General features: G+C 55.0%; 12 protein-coding genes. All 12 read right to left on the bottom strand.

From position 1 onward, the window contains the following. Positions 1 to 101 precede the first annotated feature (101 nt). The 12 genes from accA to ispU all read right to left on the bottom strand — a co-directional run bounded on the left by accA (position 102) and on the right by ispU (position 14,921). Complete coding sequence (gene accA / locus ACTJJ1_RS21730) at positions 102 to 1,061, bottom strand: acetyl-CoA carboxylase carboxyl transferase subunit alpha (RefSeq protein ID WP_004952206.1); 960 nt, start codon at positions 1,059 to 1,061, stop codon at positions 102 to 104. Positions 1,062 to 1,073: 12 nt separating this feature from the next. Beyond that, complete coding sequence (gene dnaE / locus ACTJJ1_RS21735) at positions 1,074 to 4,562, bottom strand: DNA polymerase III subunit alpha (protein ID WP_041417147.1); 3,489 nt, start codon at positions 4,560 to 4,562, stop codon at positions 1,074 to 1,076. A gap of 87 nt (positions 4,563 to 4,649) precedes the next feature. Beyond that, positions 4,650 to 5,243 carry a ribonuclease HII gene (gene rnhB, locus ACTJJ1_RS21740; protein ID WP_006327524.1) on the bottom strand — a complete coding sequence of 198 codons (594 nt, stop codon included), beginning with the start codon at positions 5,241 to 5,243 and terminating at the stop codon, positions 4,650 to 4,652. Further along, the gene (gene lpxB / locus ACTJJ1_RS21745; RefSeq protein WP_122289312.1) at positions 5,240 to 6,388 is read right to left on the bottom strand and encodes a lipid-A-disaccharide synthase; all 1,149 of its coding nucleotides are present in this window, start codon (positions 6,386 to 6,388) and stop codon (positions 5,240 to 5,242) included. The genes rnhB and lpxB overlap by 4 nt, the downstream gene beginning before the upstream one ends. 3 nt (positions 6,389 to 6,391) lie before the next feature. Further along, on the bottom strand, positions 6,392 to 7,180 hold the full coding sequence (gene lpxA, locus ACTJJ1_RS21750) for an acyl-ACP--UDP-N-acetylglucosamine O-acyltransferase (protein ID WP_004952210.1): 789 nt from the start codon (positions 7,178 to 7,180) through the stop codon (positions 6,392 to 6,394). A 3-nt stretch (positions 7,181 to 7,183) separates the two neighbouring features. Next, positions 7,184 to 7,639, bottom strand: a complete 456-nt coding sequence (gene fabZ / locus ACTJJ1_RS21755) for a 3-hydroxyacyl-ACP dehydratase FabZ (protein ID WP_006327526.1) — start codon at positions 7,637 to 7,639, stop codon at positions 7,184 to 7,186. Between the two features lie 160 nt (positions 7,640 to 7,799). Beyond that, on the bottom strand, positions 7,800 to 8,822 hold the full coding sequence (gene lpxD, locus ACTJJ1_RS21760; RefSeq protein ID WP_440835259.1) for a UDP-3-O-(3-hydroxymyristoyl)glucosamine N-acyltransferase: 1,023 nt from the start codon (positions 8,820 to 8,822) through the stop codon (positions 7,800 to 7,802). 3 nt (positions 8,823 to 8,825) lie between these two features. Further along, positions 8,826 to 9,323: a molecular chaperone Skp gene (gene skp, locus ACTJJ1_RS21765; RefSeq protein ID WP_004952213.1), complete on the bottom strand. Its 498-nt coding sequence runs from the start codon at positions 9,321 to 9,323 to the stop codon at positions 8,826 to 8,828. 159 nt (positions 9,324 to 9,482) lie between these two features. After that, a complete protein-coding gene (bamA, locus tag ACTJJ1_RS21770; RefSeq protein ID WP_440835262.1) occupies positions 9,483 to 11,885 on the bottom strand; it encodes an outer membrane protein assembly factor BamA in 2,403 nt (800 codons plus the stop codon). A gap of 35 nt (positions 11,886 to 11,920) precedes the next feature. Next, positions 11,921 to 13,276: a sigma E protease regulator RseP gene (gene rseP / locus ACTJJ1_RS21775; protein WP_004952215.1), complete on the bottom strand. Its 1,356-nt coding sequence runs from the start codon at positions 13,274 to 13,276 to the stop codon at positions 11,921 to 11,923. Between the two features lie 28 nt (positions 13,277 to 13,304). Further along, positions 13,305 to 14,153, bottom strand: coding sequence for a phosphatidate cytidylyltransferase (gene cdsA, locus ACTJJ1_RS21780; RefSeq protein WP_004952216.1), 849 nt, complete (start codon positions 14,151 to 14,153; stop codon positions 13,305 to 13,307). Positions 14,154 to 14,162: 9 nt separating this feature from the next. Next, positions 14,163 to 14,921: a (2E,6E)-farnesyl-diphosphate-specific ditrans,polycis-undecaprenyl-diphosphate synthase gene (ispU, locus tag ACTJJ1_RS21785; protein WP_004952217.1), complete on the bottom strand. Its 759-nt coding sequence runs from the start codon at positions 14,919 to 14,921 to the stop codon at positions 14,163 to 14,165. Between the last annotated feature and the right edge of the window lie 95 nt (positions 14,922 to 15,016).

Genomic DNA, 15,016 nt, shown 5'->3' on the forward strand with positions numbered 1-15,016 from the left:
TGCTGCGCACCGCTCCGCAAAAAGTTTGCGCATAACAGCGCCTTTTTCATCAGATATAAAAAAACCGCCCGAAGGCGGTTTTTTGCAACGCAGGACGACACTCAGCAATAGCCGTAGTTCATCAGGCGCTGGTAGCGGCGATTGAGCAACTCTTCGTTGTTCAGGCCGTCGAGATCTTTCAGATCAGCCAGCAATTGCGCTTTCAACGAAGCGGCCATCGCCGGGACGTCACGGTGAGCGGAACCCAGCGGCTCCGGGATCACCGAATCGATCAGCTTCAGCTCTTTCAGGCGTGGCGCGGTAATGCCCATCGCCTCTGCGGCCAACGGCGCTTTGTCGGCGCTCTTCCACAGAATTGAGGCGCAACCTTCCGGCGAGATCACCGAATAGGTGCTGTACTGCAGCATATTCACTTTATCGCCAACGCCGATCGCCAACGCGCCGCCAGAACCGCCTTCGCCGATCACGGTGCAGATCACCGGGATATTCAGGCGAGACATTTCACGCAGGTTGCGGGCAATGGCCTCAGACTGGCCGCGTTCTTCCGCGCCCACGCCCGGGTAAGCCCCTGGCGTGTCGATGAAAGTGATCAGCGGCATCTTGAAGCGAGAAGCCATTTCCATCAGGCGCAGTGCCTTGCGATAGCCTTCTGGTGCCGGCATACCGAAGTTACGGCGGATTTTTTCTTTGGTTTCGCGGCCTTTCTGATGACCAATGATCATCACCGGGCGGCCATCCAGGCGCGCAATACCACCAACGATCGCTTTGTCATCGGCGTAAGCGCGGTCGCCAGCCAACTCTTCGAAGTCGGTAAAGATGTGTTTGATATAATCCAGGGTATAAGGACGGCGCGGGTGGCGTGCCAATTGGGCAACTTGCCAGGCCCCAAGATCGGAAAAAATCTTGCGCGTCAGCTCAACGCTCTTTTCACGAAGGCGCTGAACCTCTTCGTCCAGATTAATATCTAATTTTTCGTCTTGACGACTGACTGCAGTCAGCGAGTCAATTTTCGCTTCCAGCTCTGCAATCGGCTGTTCAAAATCAAGAAAATTCAGACTCATAGCATTCCTATATTAGTCAAATTCCAGTTCCACCTGCTCATTACCTACCAAAGTCCGCAAATCTATCAACAAGCGGTCGGTGGGCGTCACGCGCCAGGTTGCGCCAAAACGCAGCTTGGCCCGCGCATCTTCCCGTTGATAGTAAAGATGCACTGGAATCGTCCCCGAGCGATGGGGTTCCAACGACTGACGGAGACGGTTCAAAAGCTGGTCATCAATTTGCCTGTCCGTCAGCGAGATAGCAAGCCCACGAGCGTATTTTTCACGGGCTTCACTGATGTCCATTAGTTCGCGGGCCGTCATTTTAAGCCCGCCGCTAAAGTCATCAAAGCTGACCTGTCCACTGGCGATCAGGATACGGTCTTTTTCCAACAAATGCTGGTATTTTTCTAACGCATCGGTGAATAACATCACTTCCAGACGGCCCGAACGGTCATCCAGCGTACAAATCCCGATGCGATTACCGCGCTTGGTGACCATAACCCGCGAGGCGATCACCAGCCCAACGGCGGTCGTCATTTTGCCCCGATCCGTCGGGTGCATATCTTTCAAACGCTGGCCACCGGCGTAACGTTCGATCTCCTTCAAGTACTGGGTGATCGGGTGGCCGGTCAGGTATAGCCCCAACGTCTCCCGTTCGCCATCCAGCACTACCTGCTCCTGCCAGCGGGGCACATTGGCGTAGGATTGCTCCACTTGTTCCGGCGCTTCCGCCAGGACGCCAAACATGTCCACCTGGCCGATAGCTTCGGCTTTCGCATGCTGATCGGCTGCTTTCAACGCGTCGCCCAGTGAGCTCATCAGCGCGGCGCGATGCGGCCCAAGGCGGTCGAATGCCCCGGACATGATCAGTTTTTCCAGAATTCGGCGGTTGAGTTTTTTGACATCGGAGCGTGCGCAGAGATCGAACAGGTCTTTAAAGTAGCCCTGCTCCCCGCTGTTTCGCGCTTCGAGAATGGCTTCAATCGGCCCTTCTCCGACGCCTTTGATCGCGCCGATACCGTAAACGATCTCGCCTTCATCGTTGACGTGGAAATGGTACTGGCCGCTGTTAATGTCCGGCGGCAGGATTTTCAGGCCCATGCGCCAGCATTCATCCACCAACCCCACGACCTTGTCGGTGTTGTCCATATCGGCGGTCATTACCGCCGCCATAAACTCGGCCGGGTAGTGGGCCTTTAACCACAGCGTCTGGTAGGACACCAGCGCATAGGCGGCGGAGTGCGACTTGTTAAAGCCGTAACCGGCGAATTTCTCTACCAGATCGAAGATTTTTACCGACAGTTCACCGTCGATGCCGCGCGATTTTGCCCCATCTTCGAAACCGCCGCGCTGCTTGGCCATCTCAACCGGGTTCTTTTTACCCATCGCACGACGCAGCATGTCCGCGCCGCCCAGCGTATAGCCGGCCAGCACCTGGGCAATCTGCATGACCTGTTCCTGGTACAGGATGATGCCATAGGTCGGTTCCAGCACCGGCTTAAGCGACTCATGCTGCCACTGGATATCCGGGTAAGAAATCTCTTCGCGGCCGTGTTTGCGGTCGATGAAGTTATCCACCATGCCTGACTGCAACGGGCCCGGACGGAACAGCGCCACCAGTGCGATCATATCTTCGAAACAGTCAGGTTTCAGGCGCTTGATCAGATCCTTCATGCCGCGTGATTCGAGCTGGAATACCGCAGTGGTTTCCGAGCGCTGCAGCATATCGAAGCTTTTTTTGTCTTCGAGCGGAATAGCCGCGATATCAATGGGTTCCAGCCCGCTTTTCGCTCGCCGGGCATTGATCATCCCCAGCGCCCAGTCGATGATGGTCAGGGTGCGCAAGCCAAGGAAGTCGAACTTCACCAGCCCGGCGTATTCCACATCATTCTTGTCAAACTGGGTGACCGGGTGATTCCCTTCGGCATCGCAGTACAGCGGCGCGAAGTCGGTGATCTTGGTAGGCGCAATAACCACGCCGCCGGCGTGCTTACCGGCGTTACGCGTCACCCCTTCCAGCTTGCGCGCCATGTCGATCAGCGCTTTGACTTCTTCGTCAGCCTCGTAAATTTCCGGCAGTTGCGGTTCGGCGGCAAATGCCTTTTCCAGCGTCATGCCCGGATCGGGCGGCACCAGCTTGGAGATGCGATCGACGAAACCATAGGGGTGACCCAGCACGCGGCCCACGTCGCGAATAACCGCTTTGGCCGCCATGGTGCCGAAGGTAATGATCTGAGATACCGCCTCGCGGCCATACATCTCCGCCACGTGCTCAATCACCAGATCGCGTTTTTCCATGCAAAAGTCGACGTCGAAGTCGGGCATCGAAACACGTTCCGGGTTAAGGAAACGTTCGAACAGCAAATCAAATTCCAGCGGATCAAGATCGGTGATTTTCAGCGCATAGGCCACCAGTGAACCGGCACCGGAACCGCGTCCCGGCCCTACCGGCACATCGTTATCTTTCGACCACTGGATGAATTCCATTACGATCAGGAAGTAGCCCGGGAAGCCCATCTGGTTGATCACTTTCAGCTCAATATCCAGACGTTCGTCGTATTCAGGGCGGCGCTGTGCGCGCACTTCCGGATCCGGGAACAGGAATTCCAGGCGCTCTTCCAGCCCTTCCTTCGATTTGAGTACCAGGAAGTCCTCGGTGGTCATATCACCGGTCGGGAACTGTGGCAGGAAGTATTCGCCGAGACGGATGGTGACATTGCAGCGCTTGGCGATTTCGACGCTGTTGAGCAGCGCTTCCGGGATGTCGGCAAACAGCTCGCACATCTCGTCTGCGCTGCGCATATATTGCTGCGTGCTGTAGTTGCGCGGGCGTTTGGGATCGTCAAGCGTGAAACCGTCATGGATGGCGACGCGGATCTCATGGGCGTCAAAGTCATCCTCTACCAGAAAACGCACGTCGTTGGTGGCCACCACCGGCAACCCACGTTCGGTCGCCAGCGCTACGGCTGCATGCAGGTAGTTTTCTTCGTCCGGCCGGCCTGTGCGGATCAGTTCGAGATAATAGCTGTCCGGGAAATATTGCTGATAGAAGTCCAGGCACTGATCTACCTGTTGCTGGTTACCGCGCAGCAAAAATTTGCCGACGTCCCCCTGACGGGCACCAGAAAGCAGGATTAACCCCTCGCGGTGTTCTATCAGCCAATCGCGGTCAATAATCGGGCCTGCGGCGCCGTAACCACGCTGGTAAGCGCGGGAAATCAGCAGCGTCAGGTTTTGATAACCGTCATTATTGGCAGCCAGTACGGTGAGCTGCGCCAGCTCATCGCCCAGCACTTCGCTTTGCACATGAAAATCCGCGCCGATGATCGGTTTGATCCCGGCGCCATGCGCACTGCCATAGAACTTCACCAACCCGCACAGGTTGGTGAAATCGGTAATTGCCAAAGCAGGCATGGCTAACGCGGCGGCTCTTTTCACCAACGGCCCGATCTTGGCTAATCCATCAATCATGGAGTAGTCACTATGAACGCGCAGGTGAATAAAACGAGGTTCGGCCATATCCAGATACCTGAAACTAGGGGGCTCAGCACGCTGAACCCGGGTTAACGCTATCGTGCGCACAGCCCGGATACCCAGGCCGGCAGATTACAGCTCCAGCGCCCTTCTTACCGGGGCAAAGCTGCGGCGATGATGTTCGGTCGCACCCAGCACGGCCAGGCGCTCCAGGTGGAAGGCGGTCGGATAGCCTTTATGCTGCGCAAAACCGTAATCCGGGAACTCGCGATCCAATTCGGTCATTTCACGATCGCGCGTCACCTTCGCCAGAATGGAGGCGGCGCTGATTTCAGCCACGCGGCTATCACCCTTCACCACCGCCTGCGAGCGCATTGGCAATTTCGGGCAACGGTTACCGTCGATTAATACCATGTCCGGCGCGATATGCAATCCGGCAACCGCACGCTGCATGGCCAACATGGTGGCGTGCAAGATGTTCAACCGATCGATCTCGTCCGGCTCGGCACGCCCCAGGCTCCAGGACAAGGCCTTTTCCACGATTTCGTCATACAGTGCCAGACGGCGTTTTTCACTGAGTTTTTTCGAGTCTGCCAGGCCAATAATCGGCCGAGCGGGGTCGAGGATCACTGCTGCGGTCACTACTGCGCCCACCAAGGGGCCGCGGCCTACCTCGTCCACACCGGCAATCAAAGTGGCGGCGGGATAGATAAAGGGTTCAATCATGCTTTTGCCAGCTCCAACACAGCCTGAGCGGCCTGTTCATCAGCACCGCAACGGATGCTTTGGTGCAAGGTAAGGAACGTCTGTTTCAGATCTTCGGTCTGCGGGCTGTCTTCCAGCAACGGCATCAGGGCCGCCGCCAGTTTGTCCGGCACACAGTCGTGCTGCAACAGTTCGGTGACGATTTCACGCCCGGCCAGCAGGTTAGGCAGTGAGACATACGGCGTCTTCACCAACCGCTGCGCCAACCAGAAGGTAAACGGCTTCATGCGGTAACCCACCACCATCGGGCATTTGGCCAGCATACACTCCAGCGCTGCGGTACCCGAGGCCAGCAATGCCGCATCGCTGGCGATCATTGCCTCACGGCCCTGGCCATTCAGCAGGTGAACGGTCAGCTCCGGCGCCACTTCAGCCTTGATACGTTCGAACTGTTCACGCCGTTTGGCGTTAACCAGCGGCACTACCACTTCCAGCCCAGGATAACGGGTGCGAAGCAGTTGGGCGGTCTTCAGGAAGTCAGCGCTCAGCATTTCGACCTCCGCACCACGGCTGCCAGGCAACAAGGCAAGGCAGCGTGCATCTGGGGCTATGCCCAGCGTAGCGCGTGCGGCCAGTTTGTCCGGCTGCAGCGGCATGGCGTCGGCCATGGTGTGGCCGATAAACCGACAGGGAACGTTGAAACGATCGTAAAACGCTTTTTCGAAAGGGAGAAATGCCAACACCAGATCGGTGGCTTTGCCAATTTTGAAAACGCGCTTCTGACGCCAGGCCCAGACCGACGGACTGACATAGTGGATAGTGCGGATACCGCGCTGCTTGAGACGGCCTTCCAGCGTGATATTGAAGTCGGGCGCATCGATGCCGACAAACACGTCCGGCTTCAATTCACTGAACCGGCGGGTAAGATCCTTGCGGATCTTCAACAGGCGTGGCAAGCGCTCAAGCACTTCCACCACGCCCATTACCGCCAGCTCTTCCATTTCGTACCAGGTTTCGCAGCCTTCAGCCTGCATCAGCGGGCCGGCGACGCCAACAAAACGCGCGTCGGGGATCTGCGCCTTGAGCGCTCGGATTAAACCGGCGCCAAGAATGTCACCGGAAGTTTCTCCGGCGACCAATCCGATAGTCAATGGACGATTTTGCATAGGTCAGCGAATAATACCGCGGGTTGAACGGCCAAAGAAATCGAGGAACTGCTGCACTACCGGCTGCTCTTTGGCCAGAGCTTCGATTTCAGGTTTGGCTTCGTCCAGCGTTTTACCGCTGCGATAAAGCAGTTTGTAGGCGTTACGGATAGCATGCAGCGCCTCTTTATCAAAACCACGACGCTTCAACCCTTCGATATTGATACCGAATGGTGTAGCGTGGTTACCCTGCGCGATGACAAAAGGTGGCACATCCTGGGCAACGCCAGAGCAGCCGCCAACCATAACGTGAGCACCAATCACACAGAACTGGTGCACCGCCGTCATGCCGCCAATGATCGCATAATCATCAACCTCAACGTGGCCGCCCAGCGTCGCGTTGTTGGCGAAGATGCAGCGATTGCCGACGATACAGTCGTGGGCAATGTGCGCATTCACCATAAACAGGTTGTCGTCGCCGATCTTGGTCAGGCTGGTACCTTGCACCGTGCCGCGATGAACGGTGACGCTTTCGCGGATGCGGTTGCGATCGCCAATCTCGACACGTGTCGGTTCACCCGCGTATTTCAGATCCTGATTCGCTTCGCCGATAGAGGCAAATTGATAGATCTGATTGTCACGGCCGATTTTGGTCACACCATTCACCACAACGTGGGATTTCAGTACCGTGCCAGCGCCGATTTCCACCTGGGAACCGACGTAACAGAAGGGACCGATGTGCGCGCCAGCGCCGATAACGGCGCCTTCTTCGATAATCGCGCTTGGATGGATAAAGGCGGTTTTGTCAATCACGGATTAAGACTCCCGGCTGCGCGCGCACATCATGGTTGCTTCGCAAACAATTTTGCCGTCAACGGTCGCTACGCCTTTGAAGCGCGTCAGACCACGACGAGTTTTCTCAAAGGTGACTTCCATGATCATCTGATCGCCTGGCACTACCGGTCGTTTGAAACGGGCTTCGTCGATACCGGCAAAGTAATACAATTCGCCCGGCTCCAGTTTGCCGACGCTTTTAAACGCCAGAATACCGGTAGCCTGCGCCATTGCTTCCAGAATCAATACGCCTGGAAAAATCGGCTTACCAGGGAAGTGCCCCTGGAAAAACGGCTCATTTACAGATACGTTCTTCACCGCACGCAGGAATTTGTGCTCCTCAAACTCAAGGACGCGATCGACCAGCAAGAACGGGTAACGGTGAGGAAGCAACTCCAAAATTTCTGCAATATCCAGAGTATGAGTGTCAGTAGTCAAAATACTCTTCCTGTCTCTAAAAACTGATGGCATCAACAACACGGCCTGCGCTGACCCCAAAAGGAGATCATCATGCAGGCCGCAAATTAACAACTCTTTGCGCTTTTGGTCTTATGACCAACGCGTTTCGTTTTGTACCCAGCGAGGCGGGCGGCAGTGATTAGTCTTTTCCGACTTTTCGTTCGACAGCTTTTAAGCGCTTGCTAATCTCATCGATATTCATCACCAACGCAGCGGTTTTACGCCAAACTTTGTTGGGTTGTAACGGAATGCCCGAAGAGTATACCCCAGGTTCGGTGATTGGTCGCATAACCATTCCCATTCCAGTGACAACAACCTTGTCGGCGATCTCCATGTGACCGTTGATCACACTGGCTCCACCAATCTGGCAATAGCGGCCGATTTTCAGGCTGCCCGCCATAATCACACCGCCGGCAACGGCAGTATTGTCGCCAATCACAACGTTATGTGCAATCTGGCATTGGTTGTCGATGATAACACCATTCCCGATTTGGGTGTTATCCAACGCGCCGCGGTCAATGGTGGTGCAAGCGCCGATCTCGACGCGATCGCCGATAATCACCGTGCCCAACTGGGGAATTTTAATCCAGTTGCCGCGTTCGTTGGCATAGCCGAAACCATCAGCGCCAATCACAGTTCCTGATTGAATCAGGCAATGTTGGCCGATCTCGACTTCATGATAAATCGTTACGTTCGCCCACAGGCGCGTACCTGCGCCAATGCGTGCGCGTTTGCCGATAAAGCAACCCGGGCCGATAACCACGTTATCGCCGAGTACTGCGCCTGACTCGATCACCGCATTCGCCCCAATGGCAACATACTGCCCCAGAGTGGCTTCAGGTGAGATAACCGCGCTTGGGGCGATATCCTCAGCGGGAGCCGGCGTGGTGTCCATCAGTTGCGCCATGCGCGCGTAAGTCAGGTAAGGGTTTTTAACCACCAACGCCGCAGAACGGCAGTGTGGTAAATCCGCCTCGGTAAGCACCACTGCGCTTGCCAGGCAGGAAGCCAGCTGCTCTTGATAGCGGCTGTTTGACAAAAACGTGATTTGGCCAGCCTGTGCCGAATGCATAGAAGCAATGCCGGTGATGACGAGATCGCCATCACCGTGCAATTGTGCATCCAACTGCTGCGCTAAATCAGCCAGTCGAATTGAAAGCATGTCTTATTTAACCTGTTTCAGCACGTCAGCAGTAATGTCTTTAGAAGAACCTGCGTAAGCAACGGCGTTAGCATCGATAACTACGTCGTAGCCTTCTTTGCTGGCAACAGATTTCACAGCGTCCTGAATACGGCTCAGGATTTTGTTACGCTCTTCCATCTGGCGGCGACGGTTATCCTGCTCAAAAGCCTGCGCTTTCTGAGAGAACTGCTCGCGCTGAGCCATCACGTCTTTTTCCAATTTGCTGCGATCGCTGGCTTTCATGGTAGCGCCATCACGCTGCAAACGTTGCATTTTGGTCTGAAGGCTACGCTCCATGTTCTGAAGTTCGCCCGCACGGCCTTTGAACTCGTTTTCCAGCTGTTTAGCCACGGTTTCACGCGCAGGCAACTGTTGGAAAATGCTGGAGACGTTAACTACAGCGATATTATCTGCTGCCTGAACGCCAGCTGAAGCAGCCATTGCTAAACCGAGGCCTGCGGCACACAACCACTTTTTCACTATAAACTCCTTACCATCACCCATTTGTGTCATATGACACTTGAAGTACACAATCTGCCAGACTTACCCCGTGAAACAATGAGAATCATCTCTCTGTGTTCTTACGGGCATCTGGCATTTGCGATTCTTAATAACTGCTATACCCAGAAGCTGGACCTGTTACCAGGTCTTGCCAATGTTAAACTGGAACTGTTCAGACTTGTCGCCTTCGTATTTCTTGAGCGGATTGGCATAAGAGAACACCAACGGGCCCAGCGGCGACATCCATTGCAAGGCAATACCGGCAGAAACGCGGATATTGCTCGCTTTACTGTAGTCTGGAATGTCGAAGCCTTGCGTCTTGCTGTTATCCCAGTTGGTATCCCACACTGTGCCTGCATCCATGAACAGCGAGGTACGCACTGAGTTGGCGTATTTTTCGCTGATAAATGGCGTTGGCGTGATCAGCTCCATACTGGCAACTGCCATGGCGTTACCACCCACGGCATCATCCGAATTACAAATCTTGGTACTGTTGGAGCAGCTGTACGAACTGGAGTTGTAGTACACCGCTTTCGGACCAATGGTATTAGATCCGAAACCGCGAACGGTGCTTGAGCCGCCGGCATAGAAGTTCTCGTAGAACGGCATCTCTTTGCCGCCCAGACCGTCGGCATAACCCAGACGACCACGACCCAACAGCACCCAAGTGCGGTCGTCGTTGATCGGCACATATTGCACGCTGTCCAGCGTCATCTTGTAGTATTCGTTATCCGACCCCGGAATGGTGACTTTACCATTCAGCGTGGTGCGGTTACCCGAAGTTGGGAAGTAACCACGGTCAAGGTTGTTATAGGTCCAACCCAGATTCAGCGTGAAGTCATCGGCAGAGTAGCTGGCACGATCGTTGGTGTTCGGGTTCAGACCCATCGAGTCCAGATAACGCCACATGGCGATCTGCGGCTGCATGTTCGACAGGCCGTTGTGGACATAACCCAAGCCGGTACGCAACGAGTTGTTTTCGTTGATCGGGAAGCCCAGAGTACCGTCAATACCGTAACTCTTGTTGGTATAGTCGGACAGGTCCGCGTCATCGGCTTTAAAGTCGTTGTAGAAGATACGGCCACCCAAACTAACACCGTCAACAGTGAAGTACGGGTTGGTTACCGACAGCTCGGTATAGGTCTGGTAGTCGTTCTTGGTGCCGCTGATGCCGACGGAGTAGCCGGTACCCAGCCAGTTGTCCTGCTGGACGCCCGCCTGGAAACTGACGCCGCTCTCGGTGCCGTAACCGACGCCGAAGTTGAAGGTACCGGTGTTGCGCTCTTTCACCTTGTAGGTGACGTCAACCTGATCGGCGGTACCCGGCACGCGCTGGGTTTCCACATCGACCGTTTCAAAATAGCCCAAACGGTTCAGACGTTCTTTACCCTGCTCAACCTGAGCGTTGCCCAGCCAAGCGCCTTCCATCTGACGCATTTCACGGCGCAGTACGGAGTCTTTACTGGTGTCGTTGCCTTCAAACTTGATACGGCGCACGTAGAAACGGTTGCCCGCATCGATATTCACGTGCAACTTGACGGTTTTATCCGCGTCGTTGATTTCAGGCTGAGTGGACACTCGCGGGTAAGCATAACCATAACGGCCCAACATCGTTTTGACGTTGTCTTCCATCTTGGTCACTTTACTGCCGTTATACAGTTCACCCGGTTCGACCTTGGTCAACTGCGCGACTTCCGCCGAGTGCCCGGCCAGATTGCCGTTAACCATCACGCCGCTGAGCTTGTACTGCTCGCCTTCGGTGATGTTGACGGTGATATAGATGCCTTTTTTATCCGGCGTCAGGCTGACCTGAGTCGAATCAATATTGAAACGTGCGTAGCCGCGGTCCAGATAGAAACTGCGCAGGGTTTCAAGATCGCCCGCCAGCTTTTGCTTCTGGTATTTGCGGTCGCCAACCACGTTCCACCACGGCACTTCATCACGCAGTTGGAAACGTGAAATCAGCTCATCGTTAGTGAAGGCATGGTTGCCGACAATGTTGATTTGTTGAATCTTGGCGGAAACCCCTTCCGTGAACACCAGTTTCAGGTCGACACGGTTACGCGGCAATGGCGTGACTACGGCTTTCACCGAGGCACTGTATTTACCGACGCTGTAGTAGAAGTCTTCCAACCCTTTTTCAATGCTGGAAATCGTGGTGCGGTCGAGCGCCTCGCCAACCCGAACGCCAGAGGCCTCCAGGTTTTGCTTGAGCATGTCATCCTTCACCGACTTGTTGCCGGAGAAAGTGATGCTGGCAATGGTAGGACGTTCCTTAACCTGAACGATCAGCGTATTACCATCGCGCAGCACGCGAACGTCCTCGAAGTTGCCAGTGGCAAACAAGGCACGGATGGTATTACTGATATCATCGTCAGTGACGGTATCGCCTACGCGAACCGGCATGTTGAGTAACGCCGCACCGACGGCGACTCGCTGCAGGCCTTCGAAATGAATATCTTTCACTACGAACCCGTCTGCACCGTATACGGTGGCGCTGCCAAACAGCAGCGACGCTATGAGCAACTTTTTCATCGCCATCGTTGTTATGCGTTCTTCCTAACCTATTCTCGCCCCTAAAGACGAGAAAAATCATTGAAAAGTGCAAGACCCATTAAAAGCACCAACACGATCGAACCAATGCGGTAACTGTAGTCCTGTACTCGCTCGGAAACCGGCCCACCCTTCAGCTTTTCTATCGCCAGGAAGAGGAGATGCCCACCATCTAACACCGGTAATGGGAACAGGTTGATGATACCCAGGTTGACACTAATCAACGCGAGAAACATCAGATAATACACAAACCCAACCCCAGCTGACGCCCCTGCTCCCTGTGCAATCGAAATCGGGCCACTCAGGTTGTTCAGCTTTACATCACCGGTTATTAATTTACCCAGCATGTTGACCGTAAGCCGCATAAGCTGCCAGGTCTTGTCCCCGGCCTGATACAGCGCCGGGAAAGGTCCATACTGACGAATCGTCTTATACTCGTCCGGCAGCGGCAACACTTTCGGAATGATGCCCGCAAACCCCACGCTTTTGTCTTTTCCCACCGGCTTTGTATCCGGTATCAGCGTCAAAGACAAGGGGGCACCGTTTCTTTCAATCTCTAAAACCAGCGGTTGCCCAGGGCCATCGTGGATCCGCTTGACCAACGTTTGCCAACGGCCCAACAGCTGACCATCGACTTTAACGATCCTGTCCCCCGCTTGCAAACCCGCCTTTTGCGCCGCCGAATCCGGCTGCACTTCGGCAAGCACCGATTCTATCTGTGGGCCGCGCGGAATAATACCCAACGCGACCACGGGATCTTGCTTGTCCGGCTCAAAATTCCACTGGCGTAAATCCAGAGTTTTGGTCACTACCTGCGAAGAACCAAACGGAGCGATACCGACTTCGGTTTCCGCATCGCCAATCTTCGCCACCAGAGCCAGACGAACTGACTCCCAATCAGGCGTTTCGATGCCATCAACGGACTTTAGTTCCATTCCGGGTGAAATTTCGGCCTGTGCGGCAATCGATTGTGGAGATATTTCACCAATCACAGGACGGAAGCTGGGCACACCGATAATGAACACCAGCCAATAAGCAAGGATAGCAAACAGGAAGTTGGCGATAGGGCCGGCGCTGATAATAGCTGCGCGCTGCCATACGGTTTTATTGTTGAACGCCTGATGACGGAGTTCCGGCGCAACCGAATCAACCCGCTCATCCAGCATCTTCACGTAACCGCCCAGCGGGATCAGGGCAATCACGTACTCGGTACCCTGGCGGTCTGTGCGGCGCCATAACGCGCGGCCAAAACCGATGGAGAAGCGTTCTACACGGACGCCGCAGCGACGAGCGACCCAAAAGTGCCCGAACTCATGCACGGTGATTAAAACACCGAGCGCAACAAGAAATGCGACTAAGTTCCAGAGCACGCTAACCATAATCCCTTCACTCCCCGCCGTTGACGGATTAAAACACTAACAGCATCAGGCAGGCAAATACAGGCACTGCTGCGGTCAGGCTGTCGATACGATCCAGTATGCCGCCATGACCCGGTATCAGATGACCACTGTCTTTGATACCCGCTTCGCGTTTGAACATGCTCTCGGTAAGGTCGCCCAGCACAGACGCCAGCGCGGCGATCACCGAACAAATCAGTAAGGTTGCCGGCACCACGTTCAAGGGTGCGTAACGGCCGAACAACCATGATATCAGCGCCGAGGTCACCAGACCGCCGATTAATCCTTCCCAGGTTTTCCCCGGAGACACCTTCGGTGCCAGCTTGTGCTTGCCAAACAGCTTGCCGAACATGTAAGCGCCGGAATCCGCGCCCCAAACCAGCAGCATCACGTACAGCAGCCACCAGGCGCCGGTGAAGTGGTTTTGTTCGTAGCCGAATTGACGCAACGCCAGCATGCCCCAGAAGAACGGCACAATGGTCAACAGGCCAAAGAGCAGGCGAATCGGGCGTGAGTTACGCCACAGCGCGGCTGAACCGGGATAAAACAGCACCAGCAGCAGGGCTGCCAGCCACCAGGCCAGTGACAGCCACAGCGGCCCGCCCACCTGAGGCAAATGGACCGACTGGTGATAGGCTGGAACGCTGAGCATCATCAGCGCCAGCAGGAAACCACACAGTATCGCCAACCAGATGCGCTGCGAGCGGGAAGTAAAACCGGCCAGTTGGCCCCACTCCCAGGCAGCTAACATGCACACAACGAGCGTTACCAGGGCAAAGCCCACCGGCGGCAGCAAAAACAGCGCCGCGATAACAATCGGAATCAAGATCAGAGCAGTTATGAGGCGATACTTCAGCAAAAGTTCCCCCTAGGACGCATCGGCGCCGTTAGGTGTTGTTCCCCCGAAGCGACGCTCACGTTGTGCAAATGCATTCAGCGCACCTTCAAAGACAAGTTCATCAAAATCAGGCCAGAGTACATCAGTAAAGTAAAGTTCGGCATAAGCAATTTGCCACAGCAAGAAGTTACTGATGCGGTGTTCACCGCCGGTGCGGATAACCAGATCCACCGGCGCCAAATCGTTCATGCAGACCCGCTCGCCCAATAACTCTTCGCTGATTTGATCCGGACGCAGCAAACCACCCTGCACCTGCTCAGCCAGCTCCCTTACTCCCTGAATGATATCCCAACGGCCACCGTAGTTGGCGGCAATGTTGAGCGTCAGGCCATCGTTATTTTCTGTCAGTTGCTCAGAGCGACGGATCCGCTCCTGCAAACGCGTGCTGAAACGGCTGATGTCGCCGATCACCCGCAGTCTGACGTTATGTTTATGCAGGCTTTTTACTTCGCTGTCCAAGGCACGGACAAAGAGCTCCATTAGCGCGGAAACCTCTTGTACCGGGCGATTCCAGTTCTCGCTGCTGAAGGCATAAAGCGTGAGTGCATCTAAATGGTTGTTGGCGGCAAAACTGACCGCACGACGTACCGATTTCACCCCTGCTTTATGACCGAAGACACGTAACTTGCCCTGACGTTTAGCCCAGCGCCCGTTGCCGTCCATAATAATGGCGACATGTCGTGGCCCAGGGATGGACGGATTAGCCTCTTGTTGATTTGCGGACGACATAACTCGTACTTATTTCCTCAATAGAAATACAACTGCCCTTCCGGAACATCAGGCCCTTACGCGCAAAAAAAGCCGTGTGCCCGACACGGCTTTTC

It is taken from the genome of Serratia sp. 22264 (genome assembly GCF_052045345.1).
GTDB lineage: Bacteria > Pseudomonadota > Gammaproteobacteria > Enterobacterales > Enterobacteriaceae > Serratia > Serratia plymuthica.

Coding starts and splice junctions, on each gene's coding strand:
- accA (WP_004952206.1), bottom strand. CDS start 1,061: ATGAGTCTGAATTTTCTTGATTTTGAACAGCCGATTGCAGAGCTGGAA.
- dnaE (WP_041417147.1), bottom strand. CDS start 4,562: ATGGCCGAACCTCGTTTTATTCACCTGCGCGTTCATAGTGACTACTCC.
- rnhB (WP_006327524.1), bottom strand. CDS start 5,243: ATGATTGAACCCTTTATCTATCCCGCCGCCACTTTGATTGCCGGTGTG.
- lpxB (WP_122289312.1), bottom strand. CDS start 6,388: ATGCAAAATCGTCCATTGACTATCGGATTGGTCGCCGGAGAAACTTCC.
- lpxD (WP_440835259.1), bottom strand. CDS start 8,822: ATGCTTTCAATTCGACTGGCTGATTTAGCGCAGCAGTTGGATGCACAA.
- bamA (WP_440835262.1), bottom strand. CDS start 11,885: ATGGCGATGAAAAAGTTGCTCATAGCGTCGCTGCTGTTTGGCAGCGCC.
- rseP (WP_004952215.1), bottom strand. CDS start 13,276: ATGGTTAGCGTGCTCTGGAACTTAGTCGCATTTCTTGTTGCGCTCGGT.
- ispU (WP_004952217.1), bottom strand. CDS start 14,921: ATGTCGTCCGCAAATCAACAAGAGGCTAATCCGTCCATCCCTGGGCCA.